Here is a 23,686-nt window from a genome sequence, read left to right on the forward strand (position 1 = left end):
GGCGCGCGGGCGGGGGGGTCCGCGCCTCGGGCCGTCTCAGCCGGCGGCGCGCTCCAGCGCCGTGCGGGCCCGGGCGTGCCGGTCCAGCTCGGTCTCCACGGCGGCCAGCACGTCGTCCTGGGCGACCTTCTCCACGGCCCTCACCAGGGCCCGCCGAGCCCTCGCGCCCGCGCGGCCGGCCCCGAGGACGACCCCGATCCGGCTGATCCCCGCCAGCAGCAGCCCGGCGGCGACGCCGCCGAGCAGCAGCCAGGTGGGGGCCTGGAAGCGCCACCACAGCACCTCCGGCAGCAGCGGCAGCCGGAGGTAGGCGAGCACCAGGTCGATGCCGAACCAGAGCAGCCCGGCCACGGCGGCAGCCAGCAGGACCCACTGCAGGACCCGGACGGCGCGCCACCAGTGCCGGGCGCGGTCCATCTGCAGGTCGGTGGTGGCGACGGCCCGGTCCAGGTGGTCGGGCAGGTCGCCCTGGTGCTGCAGGGTGGCGGCCCGGACCCGGTCGGCCCAGCCGCGCGACATGCCGGCGGCGGCGGAGTCGGCGACCTGTCGCAGCGCGCCGTCGACGCGCGCCCGGGAGGCCCCGCCGACCGGGGTCAGCGAGGTGCGGCTGACGCGGGCGGGTTCGAGCTCGCGGGCGGCGCGCTCGCGTCGGCCGAGACCGGCGAGCCGGTCCAGGTGCAGCCGCCGCAGCGGGTCGGGGCGGAAGCGACCCAGCCAGGCCAGGGCCGGCCAGCCGGTGGCCATGCCGCCGCGCAGCCGCCAGGCCTGGTCGACCGCGCGGGTCACCTCGGGCACCTGGGCCGCGGCGGACAGGGAGTCCACCAGGCGCTGCCGGTCGGCGCGCGCCACACCGGTCCCGCCGGCGTCACCGGTGGCCCCGAGCAGCCCGCGGGCGGCGGCTGCCACGTCGACCCCCAGCCGCTGGGCGGCCACGGCCTTCTCCCGGACCCGCGCGGCCAGCAGCTTCTCCAGCGAGGGGACGCCCAACCCGGTGACCGCCGACACCCCGAGCACGGGCACCTGCCCGAGACCCTCCGACGCCAGCAGCCGCTCCAGGTCGCGCAGGCACTCGTCGGCCTGGGGCCGGGAGAGGCGGTCGATCTGGTTGAGCACGACGACCATCACGCCGGCGTGCTCGGACATCGGCACCAGGAACTGCTCGTGCAGGGCGGCGTCGGCGTACTTCTGCGGGTCCACCACCCAGACCATCAGGTCCACCAGCTGCACCAGCCGGTGCGCCTCCACGCGGTGGGCGACCTCGGTCGAGTCGTGGTCGGGCAGGTCGAGCAGGACCAGGCCGCGGCGGGCGCGGTCCTCGTGCAGCGCGTGCCGGCGGCGCACCTCCAGCAGGTTCAGCAGGTCGTCGGTCGACTCGCTCCCCCAGGTGACGGCCATCGCCTCCGACGTCGTGGGGCGCCGCATCCCGGGCGTGGAGAGCTCCTGCCCGGCCAGGGCGTTGAACAGGGTGGACTTGCCGGACCCGGTGGCCCCGGCCAGGGCCACCACGGTGTGGTCCCCGGAGACGGCCAGACGTCGCTCGGCGCGGCGGACGACGTCCTCGGCGGCACGGACCAGCCCGGGGTCGGCCCGGCCCTGGCTCAGCCGGGCCCCCTCGGCGAGCTGCTCCAGCCGTGCGGGCAGGTCCCTGGCGGCCCGGCCCCGGACGGCCTCCCGTGCGCTCACCGCCCACCCTCGCGGTCCGTCCGCGGGCGCGGCTGCGCCATCCCGAGGTGCTCCCCGGGCGCGGCGGGCTGCACCAGCGGCTCGCGCTCACCCCCGACGCGCCGGGTCAGCTGGGGGGTCCCGCTGGTGCCCCGGTCCAGTGCGGCGGGCTCCTCGGCGACGGGCAGGTCGCGTCGGCCGCTCTCCAGGGCTGCGGACCCCTCGTCCAGGTCGCCCATCGCCGCGCGGACCGAGGCGACCGCCCGCCAGATCCGCTCGGCCTGCTCGGGCTCGACCTGCTCCGCGGCCAGGGCCCGGTGGTAGCGCGCCAGCTCGGCGGAGAGGACGACCTCGACCCCGTCGTCCAGCAGCTCCTTGGCCCGCTCGGCCAGCCGGCGGACCGCGTCGTCACCGAAGACGGCCTCCAGCACCCGCTGGGCGAGCAGCGCCGTCCCCCCGGCCACGCCGATCTCCGCCCCGACCAGACCGCCGGTCTGGGAGAAGACCACGATCATCAGCGCCACCCCGACCCCGTTGACGCCGAGGGCCAGGAAGCGCGCCTGGGACCGTTTGGCCATCCCCTCGTCCGCCACCAGCTCCAGCACGTCGCCCTGCCAGTCCCGGATGGTCCGGGCCACCGCGGCGGGGAACTCCGGTGAGGGGCGGCGCAGGTCCTCGGTCGAGCGCTGCAGCAGCGCCCGTCCGGCGGTGTGGGCCTGCCAGGACGCCTCCGCCCGTTCGGCGGCGGCCTCACCCTCCTCGCGGACCAGGGCCTCCAGACCGGACTCGACCGCCACCTTCACCGGCTCGGCCAGCGGCTTGCCCGTGATCATGGCCACGGCCTTGTCCCGCAGCCACCCGATCCGCCGCTCCATCGCGCGGAAGAACTCACCGGTGCCGACGAAGTCGTGCCAGCGGGCCAGCACCTCCCCGCGCAGCAGGGTGCCGTCGGCGGACTGCACCGAGACGCTGCGCACCGCCTCGGCGTAGGCGTGGTCGGCCTCGTCGCGCAGCTGCACGACGTTGGCCACCTGGTCGTCGACGGCCTCGGCCACCTGCGGGGCCGCCCGGACCAGCTGGGCCACCGCCCCGGCCAGGGTCTGGCGCACCACCGCGGTGCGGCGCCGCTCGTCGCCGGCCAGCTCGGACAGCCAGCCGCGGATCGGTGAGATGGCCGACTCCGGGAGCAGGCCGTCGGTGTCGGTGGTGGTCTCCGGGACGGCGAACAGCGGTGACTCGGCCAGCCCGCGCTCGCTCATCATCTGACCGAGGTGCGGGGGCACGTCGCGCATCGCGGCCGGGGGGACGCGGCCCAGCACGACCGCCACCGCCGCACCCCGCCGGGCAGCCGCGTTCAGGTAGTCCCAGGGCACCGCGTCGGCGTACCGCGCCGCTGAGGTGGCGAAGAGCCACAGGTCCGCCGCGGCGAGCAGCTGGGCGGCCAGCAGGCGGTTCTGCTCCACCACCGAGTCGATGTCGGGGGCGTCGAGCAGCGCGAGTCCCTTCGGCAGCGACGGCTCGGCCACCAGCTGCAGCGACGTGTGGCCGGTGGTCGGCCCGGTGGTGCGGGCCAGCCCGGGGAGGATCCGGTCGCTGGTGAACCACTCGGCGTCATCGGGGTGGTGCACCAGCACCGGTGAGCGCGTGGTGGGGCGGATCACGCCGGGCGCGCTGACCACCCGACCCACCAGGGAGCTGACCAGGGTCGACTTCCCGGCTCCGGTGGAACCGCCGACCACCGCCAGCACCGGGGCCTGGAGGGCGTCCAGCCGCGGCAGCACGTAGTCGTCGAGCTGGTCCACGGCCGTCCGCACCGACCGCCGGTGGTGCTCCACCTGGGGCAGCGGCAGGGGCAACCGCACCGGCGCGAGCGCGTCACGCAGCTCGACCAGCGCCGTCGACAGGCTCCCGGACACCAGCACTCCCCTCGTCACCCCCGGCTGGGACCGGGGGCTCCGATCCTGTCACCCGGGGTGGCTCAGCTCTTCGGCGGCGCCCAGGAGGGGTCGACCTCGGAGTACTGGGTGGCCGTCTGACCGAGCGGCTGGCTGGCCGTCGCACCAGGGGGCGCGGGCCAGCTGCCACCGAGACCGGAGGGGCCCGGGTAGGCCGGCGGCGCCCACTGCTGGACGGCCTTGCGCCGCCGCAGCCGGGGGTACGGGGCCCGGCCGTCGGGCAGCACCACCGCGTGCGGACGGCGTGCGGTCACGGTGGCGAGGAGCTCGTGCTCGCGCCCGGTCCCGGACCGGTCCACCAGACCGCGGGTCTGGCTGTCGCGCAGGTAGGCCAGCTCGGTCAGCGAGACCTGGTAGACGATGGTGGACCAGAAGGTGGAGGGGCCCCGCCACAGCGCGTGCCACAGCGCCCGCATCCGGGTCCGGAGCCGGCTGGCGGCCTCGGCGTCGCTGGTCTCCAGCCAGCCGGACCGGACGTAGTCCTCCAGCCGGGCGCGCACGCTGCGACCCTCGTGGAGGAGCTGGCGGATGATGAAGCCGATCGCGGTCCCCACCAGCATCAGCGCGACGCCCCAGAGCAGCAGCAGCGTGGTGCCCTGGAACAGCGTCGAGGAGGCGTTGAAGGCCATGTGCAGCAGGGCGGCCGCCAGGAACCCGATCAGCGGGGCCAGCACCCGGAACAGCTTGCTCTTGGCGCGCAGGGCCACCGCCAGGCCGATGCCGGTGCACATGGTGAACAGCGGGTGGGCGAAGGGCGTCATCACGCCACGCAGGAAGAAGATCTGCCGCAGGACCTCGTCAGGGTCCTGCTGACCGAAGGTCTGCGCCGCGTACCGGTAGGCGCGTCCGTAGTAGAGGATGTTCTCGGTGAAGGCGAACCCTGCCCCGGCCAGCCCCGCGAGCACGATCCCCGAGAGCCGGTTGACGAAGCGGTAGCGCAGCAGGATCGCGATGAAGAACAGGATCGTGGCCTTCGTGGACTCCTCCACGAACGGCGCCACGAAGACCGCCGCCCGCGCCCCCGAGGCCGGGTCCCCGTCCCCCTCGATGGCCAGGCGGCTGGCGGCCCAGGTGTTGAGCTGGGCGGAGAGGAACGTCGAGACGAAGGCACCCCAGGCGAGCGCGGCCACCCAGAGCCCGATCCGGGTCCAGACGAAGACCGGGCGCCAGCGGTCGGCCCAGAAGTAGAGCAGGGAGATGGGCACCAGGCTGTAGGCGGCGAACAGGCTCACCTTGGGGATCGCGTCGGTGCCCAGACCGATCAGGGTGCCGCCGGGGACCTCGCGGTCGGGCACCACCTGGAACCAGAGGGCCACCGCGCACAGCGCGCACACCACCAGCAGGGCCACGGTGAGCCAGAGGACCGGGTCGGTCAGCAGGCGCCGGGCCGGGTCCCCGGTCCGGACCACCGGCACTCCGGAGCGCCGACGCGCACGACGTTCCTGGGCCTCCACCGACATGCCCGTCAGCGTACAAGGGCCGCAGGCCCAGGCCGTCCGCCGAGGACGTCCCCGGTGTCGGCGGCCGGGTGGACCGGCCCCACCGGTGCCGCGTGAGCGCCCCCGGCAGGACTCGAACCTGCGACCAAGAGATTAGAAGGCTCCTGCTCTGATCCACTGAGCTACGGGGGCTCGGGTCCGGCGACCCGCGGCTCAGGATACGGGAACGCCCTCCACCATCAGGAAGAACCGGTCGAAGGCCCGGGAGGCCAGCTCGCGGGGGTAGGCGTAGGCCTCGGAGCGGTAGTACTCCTCCGCCGCCTGCACGCTGTCGAACTCGATCAGGGTCCAGCCGGCACCCTCGGGCTGCGGGTCCCCCTCGAGCACGGTGGCTGCGGCTCCCCGGGCCAGGAAGCGGCCACCGGCCTCGGCCAGCGCCACGGCGGCGACCTCCAGGTACTCCTTGGCCAGCTCGGGGTCCACGACGGTGCGGCGGACGAGCAGGTATCCCTTGGCAGTCATGGTCGAACTCTGGCACACCTGTCACGGCGCGCGGCGGTCGTCCGGCTCAGCCGACGCGGGCGCTGCGCTGCTGCGACCCGACCCCGGTCACCTCGACCAGGTCACCCACCACCAGCTGACGCCCCCGACGGGTCTCGATCTCCCCGTTCACCAGCACCAGCCCCTCGGCGACGAAGCCCTTGGCCTCCGCGCCGGACTCGATCAGGTCGGCCAGCTTGAGGAACTGCCCGAGCCGGATCCCGCCCTCGGCGACGGGCACCACCAACGGCTCGCTCACCCCTGACCACCCCAGGCGAGCAGGGCCCGGCCGTGCTCGTCGAGCCGGCTCACGTCGGCGCCGCGCTCGGCCAGCGCCGCCACCGTGGCGGCGTGCCCGAACTCGGCGGCGATCATGATCAGCGTGCTGCCGTCGGCGTCGGTCAGGTCGACCGGCACACCGGCGTCGACGTAGGTGGCGAGACCCTCGGTGTCGCCCTGGCGGGCCATCTCCAGGCACAGCTGGGCCAGCCGGACCAGCTCCTCGGCCTCGTCCTCGCTGAGCGGGCCGGGACCGGGCTCGGGAGCGTCCTCGGGCTGGGCGGCGTCGTCGGGCTGGGGAGGAGTGGTCACCGCCCCACGGTAGCCCTCGGGCCCGTCGGCGGACAGGAGGTCAGCCCTACACTGACGCCGGTGACCCCCCGCCCGACCGACGCGTGCCTCCTCGCCGGTGGCCGACGGGAGGGCCACCGTGGCCACCGCTGAGCGCTGGCGCCCGACACCGGTCTTCCTGCTCACCGCCTACGGGCCGACCGTGCTCGCCTCCGCCGGGCTCGGGGCGGTCACCCCGCTGATCGCCCTCACCGCCCGCGACCTCGGGGCCAGCGTCGGGCTGGCCGCCTTCGTGGTGGCCCTGCTCGGTATCGGCCAGCTCGCCGGCGACCTCCCCGCGGGGGTGCTGGCGGCCAGGATCGGGGAGAAGCGGGCCCTGCTGCTGGCCTGCGTGCTGGAGGCGGTGGCGCTGCTGGTGGCCTGCTTCGCCCCGTCGCTGCTGGTGCTCGGGCTCGCCGTGCTCGCCTGCGGCACCGCCAGCTCGATCCTCGGTCTGGCCCGGCAGTCCTACTTCACCGTGGCCGTCCCTCGGGCCTACCGCGCCCGGGCGCTGTCCAGCCTCGGTGGCAGCCACCGGATCGGCTTCTTCGTCGGGCCGCTGGTGGGGGCGGCGCTGATCTCGGTCTGGGACCTCTCGGCGGCCTACGCCTTCGCCGCGGTGATGAGCGGTCTGGCCGCCCTGGCCACCCTGGCCCTGCCCGACCTCCCGGACCTGCCGGAGGCGCGCGGTCCGACGTCCGGGCCGCCCCGGCGGGTCACCCTCGCCGGGGTGCTCTGGGCCCACCGGCGGGTGCTGGGCACGGTCGGGGTCGGGGTGCTGCTGATCATGATGGCCCGGGCCACCCGGCAGTCCATCATCCCGCTGTGGGCGGAGTCCCAGGGCGTCTCGCCGGCCACCACCAGCGTCATCTTCGGGCTCTCCAGCGCCCTGGACATGCTGATGTTCTACCCCGGCGGCTGGGTGATGGACCGGTTCGGGCGCTTCTGGGTGGCGGTGCCGGCGGTCGCGGTGCTGGGGCTCGGGATGGTGCTGCTCCCGCTCACCTCCTCCGCCCTCACCATCGCCCTGGTCGCCTTCATGATGGGGCTGGGCAACGGCATCAGCTCCGGGGTGGTGATGACCCTGGGCGCGGACGCCTCGCCGGCGGTCGGCCGTTCCCAGTTCCTCGCCGGGTGGCGGCTGATGGCCGACACCGGGACCGCGGTCGGACCGCTGATCATCACCGCCGTCACCGCCGTGGCCACCCTCGGCCTGGCCTCGGTCACCGTCGGTGCGGTCGCCCTGGTGGGCATCGGCTGGCTGGTCCGTTGGCTGCCCCGCACGCGGCGCGCCCCTTAGGGTGTCCCGGTGAGTCAAAACCTGGTGTGGATCGACTGCGAGATGACCGGCCTCGACCTGGAGGACGACGTCCTGGTCGAGGTCGCGGCGCTGGTCACCGACGGCGAGCTGAACGTGCTCGGTGAGGGCGTCGACGTGGTGATCAAGCCCCCCGCGGCCGCCCTCGAGCAGATGGGCGACTTCGTCCGCCGGATGCACACCAGCTCGGGGCTGCTGGCCGAGCTCGAGCACGGGGTCGAGCTGGCCGAGGCCGAGCAGCTGGTGCTGGACCACATCCGCCAGTTCGTCCCCGAGCCCCGCAAGGCCCCGCTGGCCGGCAACACCATCGGCACCGACCGGGCCTTCCTGCTGCGGCAGATGCCGACGCTGGAGGCCCACGTCCACTACCGCAACGTCGACGTCTCCTCCTTCAAGGAGCTGGCCCGGCGCTGGTTCCCCAAGGTCTACTACCACAGCCCCGAGAAGGGCGGGAACCACCGGGCGCTGGCCGACATCCAGGAGTCCATCGAGGAGATGCGCTACTACCGCGAGGCCCTCTTCGTCGCACCCCCGGGACCGGACAGCAGGACCTGCCGCCAGATCGCCTCCCGCCACGCCGGGTCGCTGACCGGCCTCGTCGTGGCCAAGGACGTCCCCGGCACCCCGACCGGTGCACCGGCTGGAGCCACCGCCGAGAACCGGGCGCCCGGAGGCGGCACGAGCTGATTTCCTCCCCGGCCCCGGTTCTGGTTAGACTGCTCCCCGCGTCAGGCACGGTGCGTCCGAGCTGACCATGGTGGGTGTAGCTCAGTTGGCAGAGCACTTGGTTGTGGTCCAGGGGGTCGCGGGTTCAAGTCCCGTCACTCACCCCGCAGATCTGGCCCCGTCGGTTCGTCCGGCGGGGCCAGTTGCACGTCCACCCGCGCACAGCGCCCGGACGACGCCGCACAGCGGTTCGTAACAGTCCCGTTAACGGAGTTCCCTCCCTCTTCCCCGCCGTGGCGCTCGCTCGTATCTTGTATACAAGATATCCGTAGGAGCACAGCGACGTCGCCACCGCACACCGAGCCACGAAGGAACCACCGATGAAGAGGACAGTTCGACGTCCCGGCGCCCTGCTCATGGCGGCCGCGGTTCTCGTCGCCGCCGGCGCCTGCTCCACCGAGCCCGAGGCACCCACCACCCCTGTCACAGTGACGCCGCCCAGCACGCTGATCGAGCCCGGCGAGCTGACCTACGGGGTCGCCGCCAGCTTCCCGCCCTTCGAGTACAAGGACGGCGCCGACCTGGCCGGCTTCGATATCGACATGGCCGAGAGCCTCGCCGGTTACATGGGGCTGCAGACCTCTCCTCTCGACATCGACTTCGACGGGCTGATCCCCGCCCTCGGCGGAGGGCGCGTCGACATCATCAACTCGGCCATGTACATCAACGAGGAGCGTGCCGAGCAGGTGGACTTCATCCCCTACCTCGTGGTCGGCGAGGCGATGCTCGTCGCCAAGGGAAACCCGATGGGCATCGCCGACATCCCCGATGACCTCTCCGGTCGCACCATCGCCGTCACCCGTGGCGCCATCGGCGAGACCTACATGGAGGACTTCAACACCGAGCTCGAGGCCAAGGGCCTGGAACCGATGACGATCATGGCGCTGCCCACGAACCAGGACGCCCTGCTGGCCGTCACATCCGGGCGTGCCGACGGGTTCGACACCTCCACCCCCGGCGCGGCCTTCACCCTCACCGAGCGCGGCGAGGCCTTCGACATCGCCGGCACCTTCGCGCTGGGTACCGAGATCGGCGTCGCGGTGCGCAAGGGCGACACCGAGACCCGGGCCGCGATCGAGGCGGGCCTGGAGCAGCTCGTCGCCGACGGCACGTACGAGGAGCTGATCGCGCGTTACAACCTGCCGCCCGAGTCCGCCCTCTTCACTCCCGAGCCTGCCGCCACGGAGTCGGGTGACTGAGGTGCAGCTGCTGGAGTACGTCATCTCGGTCGCGTTCCTGAGAGCCGCACTCGTCACCGTCGCCCTGACTGTGCTGTCGATGACGCTGGGCATACTCGGCGGGTTGCTGCTCGCACTGGGAGCAAGCTCCCGCTTCCGCGTCCTGCGGGCGCTGGTGGCGGTGTACGTGTGGCTCTTCCGCGGCACGCCGGTCCTGCTCCAGCTCATCTTCGTGTTCAACGTCCTACCCCTGGTCGGGCTGCGCTTCGACTCCTTCACCTGCGCGATCATCGCTCTGAGCCTGAACGAGGCCGCCTACATGGCCGAGGTCATCCGCGGCGGTCTGATGGGAGTGGACCGGGGCCAGCGCACCGCCTCGCACATGCTCGGCCTGAGCCGCGTCCAGACCATGCTGCACGTCGTGCTGCCGCAGATGGTGAGGCTCGTGCTGCCGCCGACGGGCAACCAGCTCATCGGCATGCTGAAGACGTCGGCGCTGGCCTCGGTGGTGGCGGTCCAGGACCTGCTGCTGGTAGCCCAGCGCACCGCCGCCGGCAACTTCGACTACGTCGACGCTCTGCTCGCCGCGGCGATCCACTACCTGCTGCTCACCACGCTGTGCACCCTGCTCGTCCACGCCGTCGAGGTCAAGATGGACGTGTCGCGCAAGTCGCAGCGCCGCCAGCGGCAGGAGACGCGGGCGCTCGTCTTAGAGGGAGGACGTCGGTGAACGAGATCTTGATCGAGACCCAGGGCATCACCAAGAGCTACGCCTCGACCACGGTGCTCTCCGAGGTCAGCCTGCGGATCCACCGCGGCGAGTGCGTCGTCCTGGTCGGCCCGTCGGGGGCCGGCAAGTCCACCGCACTCCGGTGCATGGCCGGGCTGGAGGAGCTGCAGGCCGGTTCCGTGGTGTTCCAGGGGGAGACCTTCGTGACCACCGAGGGCACCCACCGCCAGCTCCGCGGCGCCGTCGGCATGGTCTTCCAGCAGTTCAACCTGTTCCCCCACCTCAGCGTGCTGGACAACGTGGTGCTGGCTCCACGACGGGTGAAGAAGGTCCCCCTGCCGGAGGTTCGCCGCAAGGCCGAGGAGCTGCTGGACATGGTCGGCCTGGGCAACCGTCGCGGGTACTTCCCCCACGAGCTCTCCGGCGGCCAGCAGCAACGCGTGGCCATCGCGCGGGCCCTGGCCATGGAACCCACGCTGATGCTTTTCGACGAGCCCACCAGCTCCCTCGACCCCGAGCACACCAGGGAGGTGCTGCGGGTGATGAAGCAGGTCATCGAACTGGGCATGACCGTCGCGGTCGTGACCCACGAGATGTCCTTCGCCCGGCAGAGCGCGGACCGCGTCATCTTCATGGACGAGGGCCGCATCCTGGAGGACGCCCCCACCGCCCAGTTCTTCTCCGCCCCCCAGAGCGACCGCGCCCGCGCCTTCCTGCGCGAGGAGGACGAATGAGCCCCTTCACCGGGCTGGGCGAGCCCCAGCACTCGCCCACCTGGCGCAAGCAGGACTGGGCCTACGCGCAGCTGCGCGAGTGGATCGTCGAGGGCCACCTGCGCGAGGGGCAGAAGCTGGACGAGGCCACCCTCGCCGATGAGCTGGGGGTGAGCCGCATCCCGTTGCGGCACGCGCTCTCCCGGCTGGCCTCGGAGGGACTGGTGGTCGATCGGCCACACCGCAGCCTGCTGGTGGCCACGATGTCCCTGGCCGACGCCGAGGACGTCTACGCCGGGCGGACGGTGCTGGAGGTGCTGCTGGCCACCACCGCCACCCTGCGTGCCGGGCCGGGCGACGTCGAGCGGGTGCGTGCGGTGCTGGAGGTGCAGGCCGAGCACACCACCAGCGGCCGCCACGAGGACTCACGCCACGACGACCGCAACTTCCACTTCGCGATGTACGAGACCGCACAGATGGCCGCCACCTTCGCGGCCTTCCAGCGGCTACGGCTGCTGAGCGAGCGCTACATCCACCTTTACCTCAAGCAGCCGAGCCGGCTGCAGGAGTCCGTGAGCCAGCACCGGGCCATCTTCGACGCCTTCGTCGCCGGGGACCCGGACCGGGTCGCCGACCTGACCGAGCGCCACGTGACCGACGGCATCCGGGTGCTGCGCACCCTGCTCTGACGACCGTTTGACCTCACCTGCCGCCCCCACCCACCCCCCCGCCCGGAAGACCCTGACGCAAGGAGAACCGTGTCCCACCTGCCCGCCGCCCTGGCGCGACTCGACCTGCCCGAGCTGAACCAGCACATCGGACTGTCCGTGAGAGAAGCCGAGCGCGAGCTGGAGAACGGTCCGGGTCCGGATCGTCTGCTCGACGCCACTTACGCCAACACCCACCGCTTCCCGCCCCCGGAGTGGGCGGTGGAGACGTTCGTGGCGGCGGCGACCGGGGCGGGGATGACCTACACCCCCTACCGCGGTGACACCAGCGTGCGCGAACTCGTCTCCCGGAACATCCGTGAGGTGCTGGGGCTGCCCAGCGGCGACGGCGTCGAGCCCATCCTCACGCCGGGCACGCAGGGCGCGCTGTTCGTGGCCCTGGCCTCGGTGCTGGAGCCGGGCGACCTCGTGCTGCTCCCCGATCCCGACTACCTGTCGACCGAGCGGATGATCCGTTACCTCGGCGCCGAGGTGGTCCGGATCCCGATGGTCTTCTCCGACGGCGAGGACCGCCCCGTGCTGGACCCGCAGGCGCTGGCCGAGGCTGCAGCCCGTGGCCCCCGGCTGATGGTGTTCTCCCACCCGAACAACCCCACCGGAGCGGTCTACCAGGACTCCACGCTGCTGCAGATCGCCGAGCTGGCCGTCGAGCACGACTTCTGGGTGCTCGCCGACCAGCTGTACTGCCGCCTGGTCTACGACGGGCGCACCTTCACGCACCTGGCCAACTTGCCGGGGATGGCGGAGCGGACCATCACGCTGCTGGGCCCGTCCAAGACCGAGTCGCTGTCGGGCTACCGGCTGGGCGTGGGGCTGGCCCCTTCCTCCATGGTGGCCCGGATGGAGGACGTGCAGTCCTGCACCGCGCTGCGTGCCCCCTCCTACGCCCAGCACCTGCTCGCCCGCTGGCTGGCCGACGACCAGGACTACCTGCGGCTGCGGGTGGTGGAGTACCAGGCGCTGCGCGACACCACCGTGGAGCGCATCAACGCCTCCGGTGTGATGCGGGTGCGTCCCTCGGGCGGGAGCTCCTACGTGTTCCCCGAGCTGCTGGTCGACGTCAGCGACCGGGAGATCTCGCTAAGGCTGAAGCGGGATGCCGGCGTCGTGGTGAACCCCGGCTACCAGTTCGGGCTGCGCGGCCTGAGACACCTGCGGCTGTGCTTCGCCCAGGACGAGCAGGAGTGGTCTGCTGCGCTGGACCGGGTGCTGGACGTGGTCGCCCGGTACCCGCTCCGGTGAGCGGCGCGTCCACCGCGGTCGGCTCCCTGCTCCTGCGCGGGCTGAGCTGGTGGTCGCTCCACCACCCCCTGCGCCGCTCGCTCACCCACGCCTCGGTGACCACCGACATCCTGGAGGCGCTGATCGTCCGCGCCGACTTCGACGACGTCGCCGGCTGGGCGGAGGTGCGCACCAACGGGCGCTACGCCACCGGGGAGGACACGGGCACCGTGCTCACCGCCCTGACCAGAACCCCGTTGCTGGACCGGACGGTGGAGCAGGGCACCACCGATCTGTTGCCCTGCTCCCGGTTGGCGGCGATGGCTCTTGACGTCGCCGCCCACGACGCGGCCGCGCGAGCCGGCGGCCGCGCCCTGCACCTGCTGCTGGGAGGTCCACCCACCAGCCGGCTGGCCACCCACGCCCAGGTCCCCTTCGGCACCGTCGGGGAGGCCGGGTTGCGCGCCCGCGAGGCGGTGACCGACGGCTTCGGCCGGATCAAGGTGCGCGTCGGCGGGCCGGACGTGGACCACGACATCGCCAGGGTGGCTGCGGTCCGCGCCGCGGCCGGGGACGGGGTGGAGCTGCTCACCGACGCCAACGCCGGCTGGGACCTCGCCCAGGCGGTGCAGGCGTCCGGCCGGCTGGCCCCGCTGGGGGTCCGCTGGCTCGAGCAGCCGGTGCGCGGAGTGGCAGACCTCGCCCGGGTGAGCGCGAGCAGCGACGTCCCGGTCCGGGCCGACGAGTCGGTCCGGGACGCTGACGACGTCGCGGTCCTGGCCGCCGCCGACGCGGTGCAGGGAGTCCACCTCAAGCTGGAGAAGACCGGCACCGTCGCCCGCCTGCGCACCGCCGTGGCCGTGGCCAGGTCCGCCGGTTTGCACGTCGCACTGGGGCAGATGGACCAGGGCCGACTGGGCTGCGCGGCCACCACGTCGCTCGCGGCCGGCCTCGGCATCGAGGAGGCCGAGCTCTGGGGCTGCGCCGACGTCGACCCGACCGACGACGTCGCCGGCCCCCTCATCCTGCTCGAGGGCTCGGTCTTGGTCCCGCAGGGGCCGGGGCTGGGCGTCGTCGTCACCCTCACCACACCACCGTCAGGAGCCCTGCCACGATGACCGACCAGAACACCCGCGACGTACCCCGGACCGACAGCCCTCTGACCGTGCCTCCCCTCGGCGCGGCCGACCTGGACGTGGTCGCGCTGACCAGCTCCCTGGTCGCCGTGGACAGCACCAACCCGGGCGGCGACGAGGCCGGGGCGCTGGCCGTGCTCGCCGACCTCTTCGCCAGCCGGGGGCTGGCACCGGAGATCGACCGCTACCGCGACGGCCACGCCAACCTCGTGGTCCGCGTTCCGTTCGGCCCCGGACCCACCCTGATGCTCAACTCCCACATCGACGTGGTCCCCGCCGGCGACGGCTGGCGCCATGCCCCCTTCACCCCCGTGGTCGCCGACGGACGGCTGCACGGGCGGGGCAGCGCCGACGCCAAGGGCAGTCTGGCGGCGATGGCCGTCGCCCTGCTGGGACTGGTGGACTCCGCTGCACCGCTGGCCGGCACAGTGGTGTTCACCGCCGTCGGTGACGAGGAGGGCGGCAGCACCGGCGCCCGGCACCTGATCTCCTCGCTGCGACCGGACGCCTGCGTGGTGGGTGAGCCGACCGGACTGCAGCTGCTGTCGGCGCACAAGGGATCGGTGCGCCCGGTGATCGAGGTCCGGGGCGTCCCGGCGCACGCCGCCACCCCGCACCTGGGCGCCAACGCGATCGAGGGCGCCGCCGAGCTGGTCGTGGAGCTCCGCCGGTTGGCTGCCGGGCTGCTCGAGCGCGATCACGCGCTGACCGGCGGACCCACCATGACCACCGTGCTGGTCAGCGGCGGTGAGGCGCCGAACGCGGTGCCCGAACGCTGCCGCCTCACCCTCGACCGCCGGCTGGTCCCTGGAGAGGACGACGGCGGCGCGCTGGCCGAGGTGCAGGTGGTGCTCGACCGGTTCAACGCCGCCCACGGCCGGCTGAGCGCCACCATCGTGGAGTGCGCCCCGAGCACCGGAGGTCCCTCGGAGACCCCGCGGACAGACCCCTTCGTGGCCGCCGCGGTGGCCGGGATGGCCGCCGCCGGGGAGCGCACCGACCTGGGCGGACTGGTGGTCAACTGCGACATGACGACCTTCCGCTCAGCCGGCGTCCCGACCGTGATCGTCGGCCCCGGGACCCTGGAGGTGATGCACGCCATCGACGAGCACGTGCCCGTCGAGCAGCTGTACCGGGCGGTGGTCGTCCACCGGGCCATCATCGAGAGCTACCTCGGGGGTGCCCGATGAGGCTCGCCCTGGCCCAGTGCGGTCCGCCCCCGACCGAGGACGCCGTCGAGGGCTCCGTCGCCGCCGTGGCCGACGCGGTGGCTCGTGCGGGCGACCAGGGTGCAGAGCTGGTCGCCACCAGCGAGCTGGTGATCGGCGGATACCGCACCGACCTGATCCTCCGCGGTGACCTGCCGACTGTCCTGCAGGGGCCCGACGACCCCCGCCTGGACCCGGTCCGCGAGGCCGTCCGCAGGGCGGCCACCACCGCTCTTGTGGGGGCGGCGGTAGCGGGCCCCGACGGCACCCTCAACGCGCTGCTCCGCGTCAACCCGGACGGCGACGTCGACGTCGTCCACGCCAAGGTCCACCTGTGGGCCGAGGAGCGGCGGGTGTTCGTGCCAGGGCCTGGGCCGGTGGTGCTCGAGCACGCCGGGCTGCGGATCGGGTTGGGCATCTGCTACGACGCGGCCTTCCCCGAGTACTGCCGCTCGCTGGCCCGCGACGCCCACCTGCTGCTCTTCGCCTCGGCCTTCGCCGTCGGTGAGGAGGAGCGGCGCCACACCATCTACCACCCGTCCCGGGCGCTGGAGTCCGGTGTGCACGTCGCCGTGGTCAACGCCGTCGGCGAGCAGGGTGGCGCGACGTTCTTCGGCCGCAGCCAGCTCATCGACCCGTGGGGCCGCCGCAGCGTGGTCGCCGGGGACACCCCCACCGTCGTCGTGGGAGACGTCGACCCGGAGGCCTGCCGCGCCGCCCGGGACGAGCTGCCCTACCTGCAGGACCTCCAGCCCCACTACCGCCCCAGCACCGTCGGAAGGAACCCGTCATGACCCCCGTCTTCAGCCGCGAGGAGCAGAGCTCGCGACTCCACCGCTTCCAGCAGGAGCTGCAGCAGCAGTCCCTGGACGTCGCCGTGGTCAACACGCCGGAGAACATCTGCTGGCTGACCGGCCACCAGACGCCGGGCTACTACACCTACCAGTGCCTGGTGGTGCCCGCCGAGGGCGAGCCGACCCTGCTGATGAGGGAGACCGAGGTGGTCAACGGGGAGGACACGACCTACCTGGACGACATCCACGGGTTCGCCGACACCGAGGACCCGCTGCAGCGGACCGCCGACGTGGTCCGCTCCCGCGGTGCCAGCTCGCGGGTGGGTCTGGAGTCGCGCTCGTGGTTCTTCGTGCCCGAGAACCACTCCCGTCTGGTGGCCCTGCTGGGTGCGACGGAGGTGGTGGGCATCGACCAGCTGGTCGCCCAGCTGCGGCTGGTGAAGTCACCAGCAGAGGTCGAGCGGCTGCGGGCCTCAGCCGCCATCACCAACGCCGGGGTGCGGGCGGCGGCGCTGGCCGCCGTGCCCGGGGCCCGGGAGCGCGACGTCGCCGCAGTGGCCTTCGCCACGATGATCCAGGAAGGGTCGGAGTACGTGGGCATGGAGCCGTTCGTGGCCTCCGGGCCCCGCGCCGGCAACATCCACGCCTCCTGGTCGGACCGGGTCATCCAGCCGGGCGAGGGCGTGCTGCTGGAGATGGCCGCCTCCAGCGGTCGCTACCACGCCCCGCTGATGCACACGGTGTGGACCGGGGAGCTCGACCCCGAGACCGCTGCGCTGGCCGAGGCCTGCCGCCAGGCTCGCGACGCCACCGTGGCCCTCGTCCGTCCGGGCCACACCCCCGCCGAGACACACGCCCGGTGCCGGGCCACGGTGGACTCCTTCGGGCTGCTGGACACCTACCGCAAGCGCAGCGGGTACTCCGTCGGGATAGCCTTCGCCCCCGACTGGGGCGAGGGGCACATCCTGTCGCTGCAGGAGACCGAGCACCGCGAGTTCCAGCCCGGCATGGTGGTCCACGTGGTCCCCACGCTGCGACGCGCGGGGGTGGGCGGGCAGGGCTTCTCCGCCACCGTCCTGGTCACCGAGGGGGAGCCTGAGGTGCTGACCCGCTGCGACGTCACCGAGCCGGGGCTGCAGGCGTGACCTCGAGGCCGCGGCCGGCCGGGGCGTACCAGGTGGCGCTCCGGCACGGCGAGCAGGTCTTCGTGGCCGGGATGACCCCTCGCGAGGGCGACACGCTGCTGGCGACCGGGCAGGTGGGGACCACGGTCGGTCTGGAGGAGGGGGCACGACTGGCCGGGGTAGCGGCGCGGCGGGCCCTCGACGCCGCTGCGACCTGCCTGAGCGGTTCCGAACGGCTGGTGCCGCTGTCGATGACGGTCTACGTCAGCACCAGCCGCTTCGACCTGCCGCTGTCCGCCGTGGCCGACGGGGCCTCCGACGTGGTGGCGGCGGCGACCGGCTCCCTGCCGGTTCGCGCGGCCCTGGGGGTGTCCGGTCTCCCCGGCGGGTCCCCGGTCGAGGTGTCGCTGGTGCTGGCCGCCGTCGGCGAGGGCTCTGGTGGCTAGACCGCAGGTCACCGTGCTGCAGGGCGACGTCGCGGTGCAGGGGCTGGAATTCCTGCAGGACCTGGTCGACCTGGTGGTGGTGGACGCCGACGGCCTGCCGGCGGCGCTGCCGAGCACGCAGGCGCTGTTCCTCTGGGACTTCTTCTCCGACGCCGCGGTCGACCTGGTGGCCCGCGCCCCCCGGCTCACCTGGGTGCACGTGGCCGCCGCCGGGGTGGACCGTCTGGTCACCCCCGAGCTCGCCGCCTCCGGGGTGGTGGTCACCAACGCCCACGGCGTCTTCGACCGCCGCATCGCCGAGTACGTGCTGGCCTGCGTCAGCGCCCACCTCAAGGACCTCCCCACCACCTGGCAGGACCAGGCGGGCCGGCGGTGGCGGACGCGCGAGACCACCGACCTGGCCGGGCGGACGGTGCTGGTGGTGGGCGCGGGGGGCGTCGGGCGGGCCTGTGCACGGCTGCTGGGCGCGGTCGGCATGAACTGCCGTCTGCTGGCCCGCACCGCCCGGAGCGACCCCGAGCACGGACAGGTCCTCGGTGTGGACGAGCTCTCCGAGGCGGTCGGCGAGGCGGACGTGGTGGTGGTGGCGGCGCCGCTGACCGCGCAGACCGAGGGGCTGGTGTCGCGTCAGGTGATCGCCCGGATGCGCCCGGGGTCCTTCCTGGTCAACGTGGGCCGCGGTCGCACGGTGGACCAGACCGCGCTGACCGACGCGCTGCTGTCGGGGCACCTGGCCGGGGCTGCGCTGGACACCTTCCAGGTGGAGCCGCTGCCCCCGCAGGACCCGTTGTGGGACCTGCCGCAGGTACTGGTCTCCCCGCACACCTCGTCGCGGACCGGGAGCTGGCGGGCCGACCTGGTTGCCCAGTTCCGCCGGCTGTGCGCGCGGTGGGTGGCCGGGGAGACGCTGCACCCCGTCGTCGACCCCGAACTCGGTTTCGTCCCGGCAGCACGGACGGCCCCACCGGGCGGGTAACCCGTGGGTGTCGTAGACGTGGGGAGGTGGTCGATGGCGGGCACACTAGTCACATGACCACGCAGACCCTGCAGCGCCCGGCCGCCCCGGCGGCGTCCCGGAGCCCGGTCCGCCGGCTGCGCTCCGGGCTGGCCCGGCTGGCCGGAGGGGCGGCCGCCACCGCGTCCCGGCTGAGTGGGCGGGGTAGCGGCGCGTCGATCCGGGGACAGGTCCTCCTCCGCCTGGACCCCGAGGCCTTGTCCACCCTGCTGCAGGGCCGCCGGACCACCGCCGTCTCGGGCACTAACGGCAAGACCACCACCACGCACCTGCTCGCGGCGGCGGTCAGGCAGGGTCTGGGCGAGCGGGCCCACCGGCTGGTCACCAACGCCGACGGCGCGAACCTGCACCACGGTCTCGCCTCGGCCCTCAGCCAGTCCCCGCGCGCCGACGTCGCCGTGCTGGAGACCGACGAGCGGGTCGTCGCCGACCTGGTCCGGCTGGGGCGCCCGGAGGTGCTGGTGCTGCTCAACTTCAGCCGCGACCAGCTGGACCGCCACCACGAGATCAAGGCGCTGGGACGCTCCTGGCGCACCGCCCTCGAGGCCGCCGGCGAGGACGGGCCGGTGGTGGTCGCCAACGCCGAGGAGCCGCTGATCGTCTGGGCGGCGCAGACCGCCCGCGAGGTGGTCTGGGTCGACACCGCCAGCACCTGGCAGCAGGACGCCTCGCTCTGCCCGCAGTGCGGCGCCGGGCTGGCCCGCACCCAGCCCGACCCGGAGACCGGCGAGGGCGGGGACTGGAGCTGCACCGGCTGCGACCTGGCCGAGCCCAAGGCGGACCTGCGGGTCCGCGACGGCCAGATCATCGACGCCGACGGCACCCGCTGGTCCCCCGCGCTGCAGATCCCCGGGGCCTTCAACGTCGGCAACGCCGCCCACGCCCTGGCCGCGGCCCGGCTGCTCGGCGTCTCCACCGAGGACGCCCTGGCCGGGATGAACACGGTGACGTCGCCGGCCGGACGCTTCGCCACCGCCCGGTTCGGCACCACCACGGCCCGGCTGCTGCTGGCCAAGAACCCCGCCGGCTGGGCCGAGGCGCTGCCGCTGGCCGACACCTCCACCGTCGTGCTGGCCATCGACTCCGCCGCCGCCGACGGTCGCGACGTGTCCTGGCTGTGGGACGTGGAGTACGAGCAGCTGCGCGGGCGGACGGTCGTCTGCACCGGACCGCGGGCGGTCGACCTGGCCGTCCGGCTCCGCTACGCCGAGGTCGAGCACCGGGTCGAGCAGGACCTGGCCCGTGCCCTCGAGGGCCACCCCGAGCCGGTGGACGTCATCGCCACCTACACCCCGTTCCAACGACTGCGCCGGATGGGAGGCGTCTGATGAGCAGCACGCCCGAGCGGGTCCACGTCGCGCTGGTCTACCAGTCGCTGCTGGGCATCTACGGCGACCGCGGCAACGCCACGGTGGTGATGAAGCGGCTGCAGTGGCGCGGCTTCGACCCCGTGCTGACCGTGGTCGAGCCGGGGGACCCCGTCCCCGACGACGCGCAGGTGTACCTGATCGGCGGCGGTGAGGACGCCGCCCAGATCTCCGCCGTCCGGCTGCTGCGCGCCGACGGCGCGCTGAACCGGGCCGCCGACCGTGGTGCGGCCGTCCTCGGGGTCTGCGCCGGCTACCAGATCCTGGGCCGGACCTTCACCGTCGGGGAGAACGACGACCTGATCGACGGTCTCGGTCTGCTGGACGTGACCACCACCCGCGGCCCGAAGCGCGCGGTCGGTGAGCTGCTCGGCACCTGGTCCGGCGCCGACGGCGAGGCCCGCCAGATCACCGGGTTCGAGAACCACGGCGGCTGGACCGCCCGCGGCCGCGACGCCGAGCCCTTCTGCACCGTCGAGCACGGCATCGGCAACGGCGACGGCACCGACGGCGCGGTCAGCGGCTCGGTGATCGGGCTCTACCCCCACGGCCCCCTGCTGGCCCGCAACCCCGCCCTGGCCGACCACGTCATCTCGGTCGGTCTCGGTGGCCGCGAGCTGGAGCCCCTGGACCACCCCGAGATCACCGAGCTCCGCCGCCAGCGTCTGGCCGCCGTCCGCAGCACCCGCTGACCGAGGACCCGGTCGGCAGTCGACGAGCCGAGGATCGGTGGACCGCCTCCTGGGAGTCAGCGCACAGCTACGGCCTGAGAGCCACCTCGTGGCGGATCCACGGTCCAGCACCCCAGCTCGCCGGTTGGCTGTGACGAGAGGTCGGTGACGGCGGACCAGCCGTCAGCCGAGGTCGCCCCGGGAGCCGGATCGACGGCATCGGGGCCGAGCGTGCGTGTCCACCACCCGACACCACGAGCTGAGGTCGCGTGAGAGTCGCGACCCGAAGGTGGCGGTCCGGGGGTGGGTGTTCGGGTGTGGCGGGCGTTGGGAACTCGTCCGAGGAACGAGGACGAGGCTCCCCGGGCGGGACACCCACCCCCGGACCGCCGCCGGCACCCAGGCCGAAGAGACCCGCAGACCCCCTTAGATTGACGACATGCAGACACGCACGCTCGGACCCTTCACCGTCTCCGCGATCGGCCTCGGGGCCATGCAGCTCTCCATGAGCGAGAAGCCGCTGCCCGACCAGGGCCAGGCCGACCGCACGATCCACGCGGCCCTGGACGCCGGGATCACCTTCATCGACACCGCCGACATCTACGCCCCCAGCTGGGACGCGATGGGTCACAACGAGGAGGTCGTGGCCCGGGCGCTGAGCAGCTGGGGCGGTGACCGCGACTCGGTCGTGGTGGGGACCAAGGGCGGGATCACCCGCGGCGAGGGCGGGACCTGGGGCCGGGACGGCTCCGCGGAGTACCTGCGCGGTGCGGTGGAGAGGTCCCTGCGTCGGCTCGGGGTGGAGACCATCGACCTGTACCAGTGGCACCGCCCCGACCGCTGGAAGGTCTACGGCGATGTCGTCCAGGTGTTCGCCGACCTCAGGGCCGAGGGCAAGATCAAGGCCGTCGGCATCTCCAACGCCAACGTGGAGGAGATCGAGGTGGCGCTGGAGGTGCTCGGCGAGGGCGGTCTGGCCAGCGTCCAGAACGAGTACTCCCCCCGCTTCCGCAGCTCTCAGGACGAGCTCGAGCTCTGCGGCCGGCACGGCATCGCCTTCCTGCCCTGGAGCCCGCTGGGTGGGGCCGGCCAGGCCTCCGACATCGGCGGACGCTACTCCGTCTTCGGCGAGGTGGCCCAGGCGCACGGCGTCAGCCCCCAGCAGGTCGTGCTGGCCTGGGAGCTGGCCCAGGGCGAGCACGTCATCCCCATCCCCGGCTCGAGCCGGCCGGAGTCCATCGTGGACAGCGCCGCCGCGGCGGACCTGCAGCTCAGCGAGGACGAGCTCGCGCGGCTCTCCGCCTGACCTCCGGTTCCGATTTTCCTCCGCCGGGCCGCTGAGGTAGTGTGTGCTCTCGCGCGCACCGCTAGCTCAACTGGCAGAGCAGCTGACTCTTAATCAGCGGGTTCAGGGTTCAAGTCCCTGGCGGTGTACTCCGGACAGACGCCCCGGCCGGTTCCCCGGCCGGGGCGTCTGGCGTCTCGGCTCCTCCCACCCCGGGCGAGCGGCTCCCCGACAGACACGCGGCACTCCCCCACAGGGCCCCGGCACCGCCGTCGCGAGGACCAGTGCGGTCATGACGTCGGCCCGGGAGCCGAGACCACGACGATCCGGCCGCACTCGCCGACCGCTCCCCACGCACCGCCCCACGCGCGATCGGCGCGTGAGACCGCCCGCAGCCGAGGGAGTGCGGTCGAGTTGTCGCCTCCAGGACGCCGCGTCCGACGATCCGCCCGCACCCGACAGCACCGGCGCGCCGACCCGCCGGGCCGACGCCGGTCAGAGGGGGCCTGGGTCACACCTCAGCGACGGCCCCTGCTGAGCCGGCGGAGGACCGTCTCGGCCGGACCACGACGTCCGGCCCGCTCCAGGGCGACCGCACCGGCGACAGACAGCAGCCACACCCCGACCGCGAGCAGGGCGGTGGCGGCGCTGCCCAGGTGCGCCCCCAGACCGAGCCCCCAAGCCGCCAGCAGCGGCGCGCAGACCACGGACTGCGCGAGGTAGCAGGACAGGGAGCGCTTGCCGACCGCGGTGAGTGCCCCGGAGACGGGGCCGGGGCCGGAGGTCCGCGACGACAGCCGGTCGGCGACCAGCCCGAACACCGCCACGTAACCCAGCCCGCCGAACAGACCCGTGACGGCCTGGGTCACGGGGAACACCCAGGCGACCGTGTCCGGGACGCCGAGGACACCCAGGTGCTGCAGGGCGTGCACGACGCCCTCGGACCAGGCCACGGCGAGACCGACGACCGCGACCCGGGTGAGCAGCCGACGGTGCCGGCCCGGCTCCTCCAGCACCCGGCGCCGCGCGGCCCAGAAGGCGGTGAGGACGGCCACCGGCACGACCAGCCCGAGCAGGCCCTGCCCGAGCACCAGCAGCGGCCAGAAGGTGAGCCGGGGCAGCACCGAGTCCGGCCAGCTCTCGATCCCGTTGATCGCGGTCACCGAGGCCAGGAAGCTCTGCCCCGGCGGCATCGGCACCTCGGCCGCCACCAGGAACACCGCCGAGGAGACGGCGAAGAGCATCCCCACCACCAGGATCGAGGTGAGCACCAGCGCCCACACCGCCAGCGTCTCGTCCCGCCGGCGCAGGAACGCCGCCACCAGCACGAGCCCCGCCAGGCCGTAGGCGCCGAGGATGTCGCCCTCCCAGAGCAGCGCGGCGTGCAGGGCCCCGAAGAGCAGCATCCACAGGTGACGCCGGCGCAGCACCCGGCGCACCGCCCGCTCGTCGGCACCGGCCGCGAGCTGGCTGCGGTGGCTCTGCACGATGCCGTAGCCGAAGAGGAAGGCGAACATCGGGTAGACCCGGCTGTCCACGGCGATGATCACCACCGCCTGGACCGCCCGGTCGAGCAGGGTGCCGTCGGTCGGGTGCACCGAGGCGATCCCGGTGGGTGAGCCGTAGAGGTACCAGGGAGTGTTGGCCAGCGCGATCAGCAGCAGCATCACCCCGCGGGCGAGGTCGGGCGCCAGGCTGCGCCCACCAGCCTCCCGGGCCGGTGGGACCACGACCGCTGCAGAGCTCATGCCCCGATGCTGGCAGCCTCCCCGGCCGCCGGGATCGGGGAGGACCACGAGAGGGCCCCCGGGATGTCCCGGG

The 23,686-nt window shown here is 73.5% G+C and carries 23 protein-coding genes and 3 tRNA genes; 18 read left to right on the forward strand and 8 right to left on the reverse strand.

Annotated features, from left to right (window positions below):
* Positions 1 to 36: 36 nt before the first annotated feature.
* The 7 genes from BLT52_RS20240 to BLT52_RS20270 form a co-directional block, all read right to left on the reverse strand.
* Positions 37 to 1,683: a GTP-binding protein gene (locus BLT52_RS20240; RefSeq protein ID WP_090596019.1), complete on the reverse strand. Its 1,647-nt coding sequence runs from the start codon at positions 1,681 to 1,683 to the stop codon at positions 37 to 39.
* On the reverse strand, positions 1,680 to 3,578 hold the full coding sequence (locus BLT52_RS20245; protein WP_197679126.1) for a GTPase domain-containing protein: 1,899 nt from the start codon (positions 3,576 to 3,578) through the stop codon (positions 1,680 to 1,682). Before BLT52_RS20245 ends, BLT52_RS20240 begins: the two co-directional genes overlap by 4 nt.
* 62 nt (positions 3,579 to 3,640) lie before the next feature.
* Positions 3,641 to 5,077, reverse strand: coding sequence for a PrsW family intramembrane metalloprotease (locus BLT52_RS20250; protein WP_090596021.1), 1,437 nt, complete (start codon positions 5,075 to 5,077; stop codon positions 3,641 to 3,643).
* Positions 5,078 to 5,174: 97 nt separating this feature from the next.
* Positions 5,175 to 5,248: transfer RNA gene (locus BLT52_RS20255), tRNA-Arg, on the reverse strand.
* 21 nt (positions 5,249 to 5,269) lie between these two features.
* Complete coding sequence (locus tag BLT52_RS20260; protein ID WP_090596022.1) at positions 5,270 to 5,578, reverse strand: DUF1330 domain-containing protein; 309 nt, start codon at positions 5,576 to 5,578, stop codon at positions 5,270 to 5,272.
* A 46-nt stretch (positions 5,579 to 5,624) separates the two neighbouring features.
* Entirely contained in the window at positions 5,625 to 5,855 is a 231-nt protein-coding gene (locus BLT52_RS20265; protein WP_090596024.1) for an RNA-binding S4 domain-containing protein, read from the reverse strand.
* The gene (locus BLT52_RS20270; protein ID WP_090596025.1) at positions 5,852 to 6,187 is read right to left on the reverse strand and encodes an ankyrin repeat domain-containing protein; all 336 of its coding nucleotides are present in this window, start codon (positions 6,185 to 6,187) and stop codon (positions 5,852 to 5,854) included. The genes BLT52_RS20265 and BLT52_RS20270 overlap by 4 nt, the downstream gene beginning before the upstream one ends.
* 118 nt (positions 6,188 to 6,305) lie before the next feature.
* On the opposite strand from BLT52_RS20270, the gene BLT52_RS20275 reads away from it, so the two are divergent.
* The 18 genes from BLT52_RS20275 to BLT52_RS20360 all read left to right on the forward strand — a co-directional run bounded on the left by BLT52_RS20275 (position 6,306) and on the right by BLT52_RS20360 (position 22,014).
* Entirely contained in the window at positions 6,306 to 7,505 is a 1,200-nt protein-coding gene (locus BLT52_RS20275) for an MFS transporter (RefSeq protein ID WP_090597207.1), read from the forward strand.
* 9 nt (positions 7,506 to 7,514) lie between these two features.
* Positions 7,515 to 8,210, forward strand: coding sequence for an oligoribonuclease (gene orn / locus BLT52_RS20280; protein ID WP_090596027.1), 696 nt, complete (start codon positions 7,515 to 7,517; stop codon positions 8,208 to 8,210).
* Between the two features lie 70 nt (positions 8,211 to 8,280).
* Positions 8,281 to 8,353 (forward strand) — tRNA-His (locus BLT52_RS20285).
* A gap of 216 nt (positions 8,354 to 8,569) precedes the next feature.
* Positions 8,570 to 9,448 (forward strand): ABC transporter substrate-binding protein, encoded by an 879-nt coding sequence (locus BLT52_RS20290; RefSeq protein ID WP_231946416.1) that lies wholly within the window; start codon positions 8,570 to 8,572, stop codon positions 9,446 to 9,448.
* Positions 9,441 to 10,157 (forward strand): amino acid ABC transporter permease, encoded by a 717-nt coding sequence (locus BLT52_RS20295; RefSeq protein WP_231946417.1) that lies wholly within the window; start codon positions 9,441 to 9,443, stop codon positions 10,155 to 10,157. The genes BLT52_RS20290 and BLT52_RS20295 overlap by 8 nt, the downstream gene beginning before the upstream one ends.
* A complete protein-coding gene (locus tag BLT52_RS20300; RefSeq protein ID WP_269457577.1) occupies positions 10,154 to 10,891 on the forward strand; it encodes an amino acid ABC transporter ATP-binding protein in 738 nt (245 codons plus the stop codon). Before BLT52_RS20295 ends, BLT52_RS20300 begins: the two co-directional genes overlap by 4 nt.
* A complete protein-coding gene (locus BLT52_RS20305) occupies positions 10,888 to 11,559 on the forward strand; it encodes a GntR family transcriptional regulator (protein WP_090596031.1) in 672 nt (223 codons plus the stop codon). Before BLT52_RS20300 ends, BLT52_RS20305 begins: the two co-directional genes overlap by 4 nt.
* A 69-nt stretch (positions 11,560 to 11,628) precedes the next feature.
* Positions 11,629 to 12,840 (forward strand): aminotransferase class I/II-fold pyridoxal phosphate-dependent enzyme, encoded by a 1,212-nt coding sequence (locus BLT52_RS20310; protein WP_090596033.1) that lies wholly within the window; start codon positions 11,629 to 11,631, stop codon positions 12,838 to 12,840.
* Entirely contained in the window at positions 12,837 to 13,937 is a 1,101-nt protein-coding gene (locus tag BLT52_RS20315) for a mandelate racemase/muconate lactonizing enzyme family protein (protein ID WP_090596034.1), read from the forward strand. The genes BLT52_RS20310 and BLT52_RS20315 overlap by 4 nt, the downstream gene beginning before the upstream one ends.
* Positions 13,934 to 15,145 (forward strand): M20 family metallopeptidase, encoded by a 1,212-nt coding sequence (locus BLT52_RS20320; protein ID WP_090596036.1) that lies wholly within the window; start codon positions 13,934 to 13,936, stop codon positions 15,143 to 15,145. Before BLT52_RS20315 ends, BLT52_RS20320 begins: the two co-directional genes overlap by 4 nt.
* Positions 15,142 to 15,957, forward strand: a complete 816-nt coding sequence (locus BLT52_RS20325) for a carbon-nitrogen hydrolase family protein (RefSeq protein ID WP_090596037.1) — start codon at positions 15,142 to 15,144, stop codon at positions 15,955 to 15,957. Before BLT52_RS20320 ends, BLT52_RS20325 begins: the two co-directional genes overlap by 4 nt.
* Positions 15,954 to 17,102, forward strand: a complete 1,149-nt coding sequence (locus tag BLT52_RS20330; protein ID WP_090596039.1) for a M24 family metallopeptidase — start codon at positions 15,954 to 15,956, stop codon at positions 17,100 to 17,102. The genes BLT52_RS20325 and BLT52_RS20330 overlap by 4 nt, the downstream gene beginning before the upstream one ends.
* Positions 17,099 to 17,527 (forward strand): RidA family protein, encoded by a 429-nt coding sequence (locus BLT52_RS20335; RefSeq protein WP_157677272.1) that lies wholly within the window; start codon positions 17,099 to 17,101, stop codon positions 17,525 to 17,527. The genes BLT52_RS20330 and BLT52_RS20335 overlap by 4 nt, the downstream gene beginning before the upstream one ends.
* The gene (locus BLT52_RS20340; protein ID WP_090596042.1) at positions 17,520 to 18,503 is read left to right on the forward strand and encodes a D-2-hydroxyacid dehydrogenase; all 984 of its coding nucleotides are present in this window, start codon (positions 17,520 to 17,522) and stop codon (positions 18,501 to 18,503) included. The genes BLT52_RS20335 and BLT52_RS20340 overlap by 8 nt, the downstream gene beginning before the upstream one ends.
* A gap of 53 nt (positions 18,504 to 18,556) precedes the next feature.
* Complete coding sequence (locus BLT52_RS20345) at positions 18,557 to 19,870, forward strand: MurT ligase domain-containing protein (RefSeq protein ID WP_090596044.1); 1,314 nt, start codon at positions 18,557 to 18,559, stop codon at positions 19,868 to 19,870.
* Entirely contained in the window at positions 19,870 to 20,601 is a 732-nt protein-coding gene (locus BLT52_RS20350; protein ID WP_090596046.1) for a type 1 glutamine amidotransferase, read from the forward strand. The genes BLT52_RS20345 and BLT52_RS20350 overlap by 1 nt, the downstream gene beginning before the upstream one ends.
* A gap of 418 nt (positions 20,602 to 21,019) precedes the next feature.
* The gene (locus tag BLT52_RS20355) at positions 21,020 to 21,886 is read left to right on the forward strand and encodes an aldo/keto reductase (protein ID WP_090596047.1); all 867 of its coding nucleotides are present in this window, start codon (positions 21,020 to 21,022) and stop codon (positions 21,884 to 21,886) included.
* Between the two features lie 55 nt (positions 21,887 to 21,941).
* Positions 21,942 to 22,014: transfer RNA gene (locus BLT52_RS20360), tRNA-Lys, on the forward strand.
* Between the two features lie 369 nt (positions 22,015 to 22,383).
* Here the strand turns inward: BLT52_RS20360 and BLT52_RS20365 are convergent.
* Positions 22,384 to 23,613, reverse strand: coding sequence for a DUF418 domain-containing protein (locus BLT52_RS20365; protein ID WP_090596049.1), 1,230 nt, complete (start codon positions 23,611 to 23,613; stop codon positions 22,384 to 22,386).
* Positions 23,614 to 23,686: the final 73 nt, after the last annotated feature.

Source organism: Auraticoccus monumenti (assembly GCF_900101785.1).
Classification (GTDB): Bacteria; Actinomycetota; Actinomycetes; order Propionibacteriales; family Propionibacteriaceae; genus Auraticoccus; species Auraticoccus monumenti.